This window comes from Vibrio sp. 1557 (assembly GCF_033340175.1).
GTDB lineage: Bacteria > Pseudomonadota > Gammaproteobacteria > Enterobacterales > Vibrionaceae > Vibrio > Vibrio alginolyticus.
Window position 1 is genome coordinate 124,092 of sequence record NZ_JAWOVZ010000005.1, and the last position, 11,876, is coordinate 135,967.

Consider the following 11,876-nt stretch of genomic DNA (forward strand, 5'->3'; position numbering starts at 1 on the left):
GAGCGCGGGTTGGTTAGAAAATGTAACTCATAAATGATCGCCAAGCTAGTTTGGAAAACTGTTTAAGCTGTTTCAATATCAATAAAAAACCACCAAATAAATTGGTGGTTTTGGGAAGCGTTACGTTTTACTAATCATGAATAGGGACGACTAGAATATCCACCGGTGACTTGTTAATTAAGTGTCTGGAGTAAGAAATAATCTTGCTCCAGAAATCTTGGTGGTGACCACAAATCAGAAGATCCACTTCTTGCTCTTTAATGGTAACCTCTAATTTATCAGCCAAGTCGCCAGTACCTACGAAGAAATGTTTAAGTGGGTAATCCATGTAATCACTAAATGTTTTTAAACATTCCATTGAATGCTCATTCAACGGCCTTTGATCCGGGTTTTCTTTGATGTCTACAAGCTCACGATAGATTTCTCCGTGCGTACCATCAATATGAATAAAGGATATATCGGAGTCGAGATAGTTTGCCATTGATACCGCTCTGTCGATAAGCACGGTGCTTTCATCTGACAGTTCGAGTGCAACAAGGATATGTTTGTATTTCATAACCACGCCCTTATGTGGATTATCTTTACTCTAAGCATAGTATGGCTTGGATAAAAATTGTGTTGCTAAGATCTCGAAATTGTTCAAAGACTTGTTAAAAAGTTAATGTGATATAACAACTTACTGTGAAACTTTCTTTTTGTTCACATTTGGTTAGAAAGCTTGCTTTTTGAACAAAAAAGCGGCTACACTCTGCGCATCATTTCTCTAGGAGATTACGCCAACATGAAGAACTAAACCTGTCATCCATATTTTTACTTATTTTTTGGATCTGCAGGGTTAGTAGGCGTAGCTCACTTTCCGATATTTCTTTGCAACAAGACGACTTTTTGATTTGACGTATATCGTCGAACTTTACATAGAGCTTAATGCGTTTGTGCACGCGTTTTGTTGCAATTTCAAATCATAGCTACGGCTGTTGTCCCTGTCATACAGGAGGCAAATTATGCCGGTTTTACAAGCTTTTAATGTTAGCCATCAGTTTGATAATGGCGATACGCTATTCCAGTCTATTTCTTGTTCCATGACTAAACGACGTGTTGGTTTGGTTGGGCGCAATGGCATCGGCAAGTCGCTTTTGGCTTCCATTTTAGCGGGAGAAATTCAGCCTGCCAGCGGTGTTGTGACTGCTCCCTCTTCTTTCATGATGTATCGCCAGCAGCCGTCTGATCTGCTTTCAGGTCAGCAATCGATCGCCCAATTTCTGGGAACAGACTCGGCCTTACATGCTTTGAAGCAGATTGAACAAGGTGATGTTTCTGAGCATTGGTTCGAACTGGTTGGCGAACAGTGGGATATTGAACTGAAACTCAAACAGCAGCTTGCTGCGATGGGCTTGCCGCAAGACCCTGATTTCTCTTGTGCTCGGCTCAGTGGTGGTCAGTTGGCGCGTTTGCAGTTATGGCAGTTATTTGAAAACGAAACGGATCTTTTGATTCTCGACGAACCATCCAATCACCTCGATACCGAGGCGAAACAATGGTTGATAGAGTCTATGACGCATTTCAGCGGCGCGATTTTACTCATCAGTCACGATCGTGAGCTGTTGCGAGAGATGGAGGAAATTTGGGAACTCTCGGGCCTAGGTTTACAGGCTTTTGGTGGAAATTACGATGTGTACGCCGAGAAAAAACGCACTGAACTGCAAGCGGTCGAGAGGCAGTTAGCGCAAGTCGATAAACAGAAAAAACGGTTAGCCGAGCAAGCCCAGAAAAATCGCGAAAAAGCAGACCAACGCGCCGCGCAAGGGAACAAACTGCGCAAAGACGGCAGTCAGCCCAAAATTTTGCTTGATGGAAAAAAGGATAGCGCGACCGCCAGCGCTTCAAATCGCAATAAGAATGAGCAACTCAGACAAGCGCATTTACAAGCCAAAGAACAGGCGTTGCAATCGCGACATGAGCAACTCAAGGCGCAAAAGCTTTATCTTACAGATAATCCGAACCGTTCGCGAAAAGTGTTGTCGATACAAGAAGGTATATTACCTTTTGGGAATTCTACGCCTATCACGTTGCGGATTTTTGCGAACGACAAAGTCCATCTCAAAGGGAGAAATGGCTGCGGAAAATCAACCTTGTTAAAGACGTTGCTTGGCGAGTTATCGTTGCAGAGTGGTGAGTTGCAAGTGAATACGCCTTTGTATTATCTCGACCAACATTTTGGTGCAGTGAATCCAAATCTTTCGTTACTTGAGAACGTAATGGAGAGCTGCCAAGAGATGACGGAAAGTGAAGCGAGGACCTTATTGGCCGGGATCGGTTTTCGTCGAGATGCAGTGTTTCGATTGGGGCGCCTACTGAGCGGTGGCGAGAAGATGAAGCTCGCGATGCTGATAGTCAGCCACCAAAATTCTCAGCCTTTGCTGCTGCTTGATGAACCAGATAACCATCTCGACCTCGAGTCAAAAATAATGCTTAGTCAGGCGTTAAATGTATACAAAGGTGGATTTGTTCTGATTAGTCACGACCAAGATTTCGCTTCTGAGTCTGGGGTTTTGCGCCAAATCGAGCTGACTTAGACGAAAGAGAGTAAACGTCATCGTAGCTCTTCAGTATTGTTCCCAAGTTCTACACTTCCACTTACTAGTTTGTAGAACTGGAAGTAAATGAGGGAGTTAGGATGGCTTTCACAACTCGTTTAATGAAATTAGATTCATTTTGTCGATATATAGTAGAGTTCTGATGTATTGCACAAAAAGACAACAGAAAAATAAAAAGGAATTTCATGAAAAAGAACACCCTAGCACTCACAACGGCTCTCGCACTCGGAAGTGTGTTGTCTGTGGCGTATGCAAATGAAGCGGCGCAATCGTCGGTTGAACAGGTAACCCTGAAAACCATCACGTATCCAACCACACAAAAAGTGGATGTTGTCGATGACTACTTTGGTACAAAAGTGAGTGATCCTTATCGCTGGTTGGAAGACGATCTCAGCCCAGAAACCGCAGAATGGGTTAAGGCACAAAATGCAGTGACGTTTGATTATCTGTCGAAAATCCCTTACCGCGAGCAGATTGAAGAGCGCATCACTAAGCTCATGGACTACGAAAAGCAAAGCCAACCGTTCAAAGAGGGTAAGTTCACTTATTTCTACAAAAATGACGGGCTACAAAACCAAGATGTGCTTTATCGGCAGTTAGGTGATGGCGAAGCAGAAATTTTCCTCGATCCAAATACTTTTAGTGAAGATGGCACCACATCGTTAGCGGGAGTGAGCTTTTCACGTGATGGTTCTTTGGTTGCATACAGCATTTCGGAAGGCGGTAGCGATTGGCGCAAAGTCATTGTGTTAGACACAGAAACCAAAAAGCCCGTCGGCGAAACGCTGGTGGATATTAAGTTCAGCGGCATCAGTTGGCTCGGCAATCAAGGTTTCTATTACTCAAGTTATGACAAGCCAAAAGGGAGTGAACTTTCCGCGAAGACAGACCAACACAAGCTCTACTTTCATAAACTAGGGACGAAACAAAGTGAAGACCAATTAATTTTCGGTGGTGTAAAGGACGAAAAGTATCGCTACGTTGGGGGTTACACGTCGGAAGATGAACGCTACTTGTTTATCTCAGCCAGCGTATCGACGTCGGGCAACAAACTGTTCTTCAAAGACCTGAGTAAGCCAAATAGCTCGCTCAAAACCATTTTAGATAACACCAGTTCTGATACTTGGGTGATAGACAACCAAGGCACGAAACTGTACTTGGTTACGAACCTTAATGCGCCGAACAAACGCGTCGTGACGGTGGATGCAAGTCAGCCGCAGCCCAAAAACTGGAAAGATGTGATTCCTGAAACAAAGAACGTGTTACGTGTTTCTACCGCGGGTGGCAATTTGTTTGCGAGCTATATTGTTGATGCGATCTCGATGGTGAAGCAATACGACATGAACGGCAAACTCATCCGAGAAATCAAATTGCCTGATATTGGCAGCGCATACGGTTTCTCGGGGAAAAAAGAAGAAACCGAAGTCTACTACTCTTTCACCAACTACAAGATGCCAAGCACTACCTATCGTCTGAACATCAAAGATGGTGATAGCGAGGTGTACTACAAATCTAAAGCGCCATTTGATCCAGCTTTATATGAATCTCGCCAGGTGTTTTACACCTCAAAAGACGGAACAAAAGTGCCGATGATCATCACCTATAAAAAAGGGACACCGATGGACGGCAGTGCACCAACAATCCTATATGGTTATGGCGGTTTCAACATTAGCCTCACGCCATCTTTTAGCCCGACACGTGCGGCTTGGCTGGAGCTTGGTGGTGTTTACGCGGTAGCGAACATTCGTGGCGGTGGGGAGTATGGTAAAGAGTGGCACAACGCTGGCATTCAAATGCAAAAGCAAAATGTGTTTGATGACTTTATTGCGGCGGCTGAATTTCTAATTGATGAAAAGGTAACGTCATCAAACAAGTTAGCCATTAACGGTGGATCGAATGGTGGCTTGTTAGTGGGGGCCGTTATGACGCAACGTCCACAGCTGTTTAAAGTGGCGCTGCCAGCAGTCGGCGTACTGGATATGCTGCGTTACCATACTTTTACCGCAGGTGCTGGTTGGGCGTATGATTACGGCACGGCAGAGCAAAGTAAAGAGATGTTCCAATATCTGAAAAGTTATTCGCCGGTGCACAATGTAAAAGCGGGGGTGGAATACCCAGCAACATTGATTACAACCGGTGATCATGATGACCGTGTTGTTCCTGCTCACTCATACAAATTTGCTGCTGAGTTGCAATCGAAGCAAGCGGGTTCAAATCCGACCTTAATTCGCATCGAAACCAATGCAGGACATGGTGCAGGCACACCAACGCGTAAAATAATTGAGACAAATGCAGATATTTATAGTTTTGCACTGTTCAATATGGGAATAGAGAAACTGCAATAGTGCGAATTGTTTGCGTTTTAGTTATCGAAACGCATCGGCGCTTTATCGCTCGATAATAAAAGGGAATCACAGAGAGTGATTCCCTTTTTATTTATTATAGGCCTACTATTCTAATCTGATACTAGGCTAATCAAACTAAGGTTTTTAAATTATTATAATGTTCTAATTAATCTGAAGAGTGTTGTACGATAGAAATGAAACATTGATCGCGATCACCTAAATCCATTGCACTCTCTATTTATATGGTAAAATTAATTAATCATTTGTTCTAATGATAATTGAATTTTCATAAGTTTTAATATTTCCTTCTTCATTGGTATTACCAAATTTCAAGTTATATAAGATATAAGTAGCGGTGATTGAACTTTTACGATGCTTTATTTTATTTTAATTAAAACGTCGAATGTTTCGTCATTATTGAATTTGCTTTGATAATTTATGTTATCCAAAGCGAGTTGTGTTGCTTGCTATTTATGATGACCTCATGACGTGAATAATTTTATAATCATTAAAATGGATACAGTTTTATGAATTTAGTGAAACCGTCTGTTGCCATTATGGTTGCAGCCCTACAACTCGCGTCTTCTGCCTATGCGCAGACAAACAATAACGAAGAACTACAAGATATGTCTGACCCACTTGCGGTATACACCCAAGCGGGCTTTGGTATTACTGATAAAGGCGCGAACATCAAAATCGGTCAAACTTACCAATCTAGCCAGCCTGGTACCATGGCGATGAACATCATTGAAATGAAAGGCATTGGTGGTGAGCTATTTGGCATTCGTGACAATGATGATCCAATATATGCCAACGTTGATGACAGCATTGACTCTTTCCGACTACGTAATTTCCAAGTAGAAGTCGCAAAAGGTCTAGGCCGTCAATTAGATGTAAACTACGACGTTGATAACGATAAATTAGATGCATCTTACAGCTTTATTCAAGGTCTACCTAAGTTTGGTATGTTGCAGATATTTCCTTTAGCTGGTGCGGGTGTCACTATTGCTAATGATTTTAGTGGCGATGACAAAGGTTATGAAATTCCAGGTACTTTCACCGTTGTGGGTATGTACTCAAAAATTGAATTAACCGATAAAATCTGGATTAACTACAACCCAATGTATATGCATACGTTGTCAGGGTCTAGTCAATATAAAGATACTTATTACGTGGGTGAAGATAATATCTTGACTCATGAGTTTGCGTTGTCTTATCAAATTAATCCTCGCGCAAATATTCGTTACTTTGCAAACTGGAATGAGCACGTTAATTTCGGTGATGGTGATCACCGTATCGAATTTAACTACCAATTCTAACTCCCTCGTTTATTTCCAGAATAGAAAGTGTGTTTATCCATATATTTAAATATTTAGGCCTAAGCACTTTCTACATAAAGTAGGTTTATCATGAAAGCCAAATATAAATTTGCGTTGGTATCTATTGCTATATCTTCTGCATTACTATCAGGATGCAAAACTGGCGATATCGCAACGAAAACAGCCCAAGCACCCTCTGTTGAAACCGTTACCCTAACCGAAACAAAAATCACTCCTTATCATACTTTTATCGGTCGAACTGAAGCGGTAAATGACGTTGATATTATGCCGCGAGTCGGTGGCGAATTAACCGCGATTCATTTTAAAGATGGCGATATGGTCGAAAAAGGCCAATTGTTGTTTGAAATCGACGACCGTCCTTACAAAGCGGCACTGGCGTATGCAAAAGCGTCGTTGCAAAAAGCAAAAGCACAACTCGTTCAAACTACGCGTGATGCAGAACGTGTGAAGAAACTCATCAAAGATAAAAGCATCAGTGAGCAGCAATACGATGACGCCATTGCTGCGCACGCCGCAGCGATTGCTTCGGTAGAAGAGGCGAAAGCGACGCTGGTTTCAGCAAGGCTCGATCTTGAATTTAGTTCTGTGCGCGCTCCTTTCTCTGGCCGCGTGGGTTTCAGCAACTTCCGAGTGGGTGACCGTATTTCGAAAATTCAAATCGTTCCTCTTGTTTCGATCACTCAAGTAGACCCAATTCGCTTTGGCTTTGATGTGGATGAGAAGCTCTACCGCCGAGTAAGAAGTGCCATTGATGTGGCTCATCGTAACGATGACAAACTGGATGTTGATTTAACACTGACGCTTTCAGACGGTTCATTGTATCCGCTTGATGGCAAGATCTACGCCGTTGGCAATAAGATCGATTTAGAAACAGGCTCAATTCGAGCAGAAGCACAATTCGATAATCCAACTTACGCGCTTATGCCGGGTGAATATGGCAACTTGACCATCAAGCTGCGCAACAAAACCATTGATGGTTTGCTTATCCCATCGGCGGCTGTTCAACAAGACCAAGCGGGTGACTACGTCATGGTGGTTGGTGATGATCACGTGGTGTCTCGTCGTAACGTTGAACTCGGTCAGACCTACGGTGTGAAACGTGCTGTGCTGACTGGTTTGGCGGCTAACGAAAAAGTCATCGTCAATGGTCTACAAAAAGTGCGTCCGGGTGCAACGGTGAAAGACGTTGAGCTACAGAGTGAACAAGGCTGAGTGAGTACTGATGTTGAGTAAATTTTTCATTCACCGGCCGAAGTTTGCTTTGGTGATCTCACTGGCGATGACATTGATGGGTATGATCGCCCTGAAAGTCTTGCCAATTTCTGAGTATCCTCAAATCTCCCCAACGGTAATTACGGTGAGCACCATGTATCCGGGTGCAAACGCGGACGTGGTTAAAAAGACCGTAGCACAACCGATAGAAGCCAAAGTCAACGGCGTTGAAGACATGATTTACATGTCTTCTGTGATTGGTAACGATGGCTCATACACATTGCGTATTTACTTCCGAGTGGGCGCAGATGGCGATATGGCGCAGGTTCGTGTGAACAACTTGGTGGCACAGGCGACGTCGTCTCTACCACAAGAAGTAAACCAAATCGGTGTGACGGTTAAGAAGAAATCTTCCGACATGCTGGGCGTTATCACACTGCGTTCTCCGAAACAGTCTCACGACAGTATCTACCTTTCTAACTACGCGGATCTCAATATTGTCGAGCGTCTAAAACGTATCGAAGGTATGAGTGACATTACGCTGCTGGGTAAGAAAGACTACTCAATGCGTATTTGGTTGAACCCAAATAAACTGGCTACCTTGAAGCTTTCTGCTAGCGATGTTATTGGCGCAATTAAAACGCAAAATATCCAAGTGGCGGCGGGTAAGATCGGTGGTATGCCAGCTCCGGGTGACCAGCAATATCAATATGTTTTGCAAACCAAAGGTCGCCTTACTTCTGCGGAAGAGTTCGAGAACATCATCATCCGCGCGAGCAAGAAAGGTTCTTTGATTCGCTTGAAAGATGTGGCTCGTGTGGAAGTTGGCGCACAAGGTTACGAAGCTGATGGTCGTATGAATAACGAACCAGCCGCCGTTCTGGCATTGTACCAGTTGCCGACAGCGAACGCGCTAGACGTGATGGAACGCGTGAAAGAGGCAATGAAAGAGTACGAGAAATCGTTCCCAGATGCTTTGGTTTACGACATCGCTTATGACTCTACCGAATACGTAGAGACATCGATTGATGAAGTGTATGAGACGCTGGTGATTGCGGTACTTCTTGTCACCTTCGTTGTGTACGTTTTCTTGCAGAACTGGCGAGCGACCATCATTCCAACCTTAGCGATTCCGGTTTCCATTATTGCGACGTTCGCAATCATGGGCGTGATGGGCATGACCATTAACACGATCTCGTTGTTTGGCTTGATCCTCGCCATCGGTATCGTGGTGGACGATGCGATCATCGTGGTAGAGAACGTGGAGCGGGTTATCCATGAAGAGCATTTAGACCCGATTCCGGCCACGATCCAAGCTATGAAAGAAGTGACAGGGCCAGTATTGGCAACAACGCTTATTTTGTTGGCGGTATTTGTACCGGTTGCGCTATTGCCGGGTATTTCTGGTCGAATGTTCAACCAGTTCGCGGTCACCATCTGTGTATCGGTGCTGATCTCTGCGATCAACGCATTAACGTTAACGCCAGCGCTTTGTGCGTTGATGTTGAAATCTACTCACTCGCAACCTATTGCGCCTTTGCGTGCGTTTAACCGAGGTTTTGAAGCAATAACGCGCAAATACCAAGGTTTAGTTGGCTTCTTGAGCCGCCGCATTGTGCTGAGTATCGGTGTTTATGGCGCGCTTATTGCGGTGCTGGCATTTGCGTTCATGACCGTACCTTCTTCTTTCGTTCCGAACGAAGATAAAGGCGTGTTCATGGTCGAAATGCGTTTGCCAGACGCAGCAGCATTGCAGCGTACTGCACCATTAATGAAGAAGTACGTTGATGAGCTAAAACAGATGGAAGGTGTGGAGAACGTGGTTTCGGTTGCGGGCTTCTCGGTAATTAACATGGCGTCGATTCCAAACTCGGGCATGTTGATCATCAAACTGGATAACTGGAGCAAACGTAAAGACCCTGAACTACACCAACGTGCGTTGATGAACAAAGTTAACCAAATGCTGAACTCAACGCCAGATGCCGCTTCGTTCGTTTTCGCGACGCCGGCAATCAAAGGCATGGGTGCGGTGGATGGTTTCAACCTTGTGCTGCAGGACAACTTGGGCCGTTCTCCACAAGAGTTGGCAAAAACAACCGCTGATTTTGTTGCCCAAATCAATCAACTGCCTGAAGTGGCGCGTGCGTTCTCGATTTTCCGTGCGAACATTCCGCAACGCTACATCGATATTGATCGCGATAAAGCGATTTCGATGGGCGTACCGTTGAATGAAATCTTCAGCACACTGCAAGCACAGTTGGGCGGTGCCTACATTTCTGACTTCAACTTGTTTGGTCGTTCGTACCAAGTGAAAGTGCAAGCAGAAGAGCAATACCGTGACAACATCGACGACATCGACCATCTGTTTGTTCGCTCAAGCTCTGGAAAAATGGTGTCACTGGCAACGCTAGTGAAAGTGAAGCCGATCTTCGGCCCTGATACCTTATCGAACTACAACATGTTCAGTTCTGCAACCGTGAACGGTGCGTCAGCGCCAGGTTACAGCTCGGGTGATGTTGTAAAAGCCATTGAAAAACTGGCTGCGGAATCTTTGCCAAGTGGTTACTCGTACGAGTGGTCAGGCATGACTTACCAAGAGATGAAAGCAGGCAACATGGCGCCAATCGCGTTCGCATTGTCTTTGCTGTTCACCTACTTGTTCTTGGTGGCTCAGTACGAAAGTTGGACTATTCCTGCTGCGGTAATGATGGCGGTTCCAGTCGCGATTCTCGGCGCAATGGGCACGCTACTGCTGGTGGGACAACCGTTCGATTTGTACGTGCAGATTGGTGTGGTCATCTTGATCGGTATGTCCGCCAAAGTGGCGATTCTTATCGTGGAATTTGCCAAAGTTCTGCGAGAAGAAAAGGGCTTATCAATCATTGATGCTGCCAAAGAAGCTGCTCGAATCCGTTTCCGTGCAGTACAGATGACTGCGTTCGCCTTCATCTGGGGGGTATTCCCGTTGGTGATTGCATCGGGTGCCGGTGCGGCATCTCGTCACTCACTGGGCTTTGCGGTATTCGGCGGCATGATTCTCTCTACGTTTGTTGGCACGTTACTGACGCCAGTGTTCTTCGTGATGATGCAATCTCTGCGCGAGAAGTTTAAGCGAAAGAAACCCACTGAACTTGAGGTGAGCGAGCAATAACGCTGATTTCAACTGACTGACTCCACAACACCCCCACGCTGTGTGCGATTGGCCAATGCCTTTCATTGATATACAACCACCGTCGCAGCGTGGGTTCCCCTAACAATAATAGGTTTTAACATGAAAAATCTTTCAAAAATCGTCGTAGCGAGTTCTCTACTGACTTGTGCTGCTGCGCAAGCGGGTGGGTTATACCTTTACGAAACAACAGCATCGGATATTGGTTTGGCATCCGCTGGTATGGCGGCTCGTGCGCAAGATGCCTCAGTAATGGCAGCAAACCCGGCTGGTCTGGCGAATGTTTCTGGTAAATCTTTCTCTGGTAACCTGATTGGCCTTTACGGTGACGCGCAACTAGACACGATGACTGGCGATGCGGGCAACGTGATTGGTTTTGTTCCTATGGCGTCGGCATTTTACAGCCAACAAGTGAACGACAAATGGACGCTGGGTATTGGTCTGTATGGCAACTACGGTCTTGGCCTAGAATACGAAGGTCTTTTGGATAATCACTTAGATATTCCTACAGCAACAACGCAAGCCTTGACCATTCAACCTTCCGCTTCTTACCGCATCAATGATCACTGGTCTGTGGGTGCGGCGCTTGGCATTCAGTACGGTATGTATGAAGTGGAAACGAAGGGAGCCTTGAACTTCAATGACGAAGACCAAGATACTCAGCTCAACGGCCGAGTAGGTGTGCTTTATGAAGCAACACCAGGCACGCGTCTTGGTCTGTCTTACTCTTCTGAAACCGAATTTGAATTCGACAATAGTAACTCCATTGCTCCGCAACAACTGATCTTCAGTGCTTACCACGAAGTGAATGATGACCTAGCGGTGATGTGGAATGTGAACTGGCAAGACTGGAGCGAATACACAACCACGCTGAACGTAGAGACACAAGACACTTACCAAATCGCATTGGGTACTCAGTACAAACTGAATGAAAAAATGATGTGGAATGCAGGTTTTGCATTCGATACCAGCATGTATGAAAGTCAATCAAACGGTGACATTACCGTTCCTACTGGCAAGGCGTACCGCATTGGTACAGGCATTGATTACAAATTGGATTCAGAAAACTCAATTGGTTTCGCGTTTGAGGCGATCTTGATGGAATCGTCAGAAACTCCACGCTTCCAAGCTGGCTTTGATGAGCCTGCTCTGTACTTCATGAGCATGAGCTACAACTGGAAAAACTAATCATTCCTAATCGCTAAAACGCCTTCCT

General features: G+C 45.0%; 7 protein-coding genes. 6 read left to right on the top strand and 1 reads right to left on the bottom strand.

Annotation, left to right across the window (positions count from 1 at the left end):
* Positions 1 to 130: 130 nt before the first annotated feature.
* Positions 131 to 556 (bottom strand): universal stress protein, encoded by a 426-nt coding sequence (locus tag R7070_RS09200; RefSeq protein WP_005375398.1) that lies wholly within the window; start codon positions 554 to 556, stop codon positions 131 to 133.
* A gap of 445 nt (positions 557 to 1,001) precedes the next feature.
* Here R7070_RS09200 and R7070_RS09205 point away from each other — a divergent pair, with 445 nt between their 5' ends.
* The 6 genes from R7070_RS09205 (at position 1,002) to R7070_RS09230 (ending at position 11,848) form a co-directional block, all read left to right on the top strand.
* Complete coding sequence (locus R7070_RS09205; RefSeq protein ID WP_318141188.1) at positions 1,002 to 2,573, top strand: ABC-F family ATP-binding cassette domain-containing protein; 1,572 nt, start codon at positions 1,002 to 1,004, stop codon at positions 2,571 to 2,573.
* A gap of 206 nt (positions 2,574 to 2,779) precedes the next feature.
* Entirely contained in the window at positions 2,780 to 4,939 is a 2,160-nt protein-coding gene (locus R7070_RS09210; protein ID WP_256900394.1) for a prolyl oligopeptidase family serine peptidase, read from the top strand.
* 527 nt (positions 4,940 to 5,466) lie between these two features.
* The gene (locus R7070_RS09215) at positions 5,467 to 6,258 is read left to right on the top strand and encodes a hypothetical protein (protein WP_025768495.1); all 792 of its coding nucleotides are present in this window, start codon (positions 5,467 to 5,469) and stop codon (positions 6,256 to 6,258) included.
* A 90-nt stretch (positions 6,259 to 6,348) separates the two neighbouring features.
* The gene (gene vmeP / locus R7070_RS09220) at positions 6,349 to 7,491 is read left to right on the top strand and encodes an efflux RND transporter periplasmic adaptor subunit VmeP (protein ID WP_005375406.1); all 1,143 of its coding nucleotides are present in this window, start codon (positions 6,349 to 6,351) and stop codon (positions 7,489 to 7,491) included.
* A 10-nt stretch (positions 7,492 to 7,501) separates the two neighbouring features.
* Positions 7,502 to 10,642, top strand: coding sequence for an efflux RND transporter permease subunit VmeQ (gene vmeQ / locus R7070_RS09225; protein WP_318141189.1), 3,141 nt, complete (start codon positions 7,502 to 7,504; stop codon positions 10,640 to 10,642).
* A 120-nt stretch (positions 10,643 to 10,762) separates the two neighbouring features.
* Positions 10,763 to 11,848 carry an OmpP1/FadL family transporter gene (locus R7070_RS09230; RefSeq protein ID WP_140106540.1) on the top strand — a complete coding sequence of 362 codons (1,086 nt, stop codon included), beginning with the start codon at positions 10,763 to 10,765 and terminating at the stop codon, positions 11,846 to 11,848.
* The last annotated feature ends 28 nt before the right edge of the window (positions 11,849 to 11,876 follow it).

Bases quoted from the DNA above. Each gene is read 5' to 3' on its own strand.
- R7070_RS09200 (WP_005375398.1), bottom strand. From the start codon at position 556: ATGAAATACAAACATATCCTTGTTGCACTCGAACTGTCAGATGAAAGC.
- R7070_RS09205 (WP_318141188.1), top strand. From the start codon at position 1,002: ATGCCGGTTTTACAAGCTTTTAATGTTAGCCATCAGTTTGATAATGGC.
- R7070_RS09210 (WP_256900394.1), top strand. From the start codon at position 2,780: ATGAAAAAGAACACCCTAGCACTCACAACGGCTCTCGCACTCGGAAGT.
- R7070_RS09215 (WP_025768495.1), top strand. From the start codon at position 5,467: ATGAATTTAGTGAAACCGTCTGTTGCCATTATGGTTGCAGCCCTACAA.
- vmeP (WP_005375406.1), top strand. From the start codon at position 6,349: ATGAAAGCCAAATATAAATTTGCGTTGGTATCTATTGCTATATCTTCT.
- vmeQ (WP_318141189.1), top strand. From the start codon at position 7,502: ATGTTGAGTAAATTTTTCATTCACCGGCCGAAGTTTGCTTTGGTGATC.
- R7070_RS09230 (WP_140106540.1), top strand. From the start codon at position 10,763: ATGAAAAATCTTTCAAAAATCGTCGTAGCGAGTTCTCTACTGACTTGT.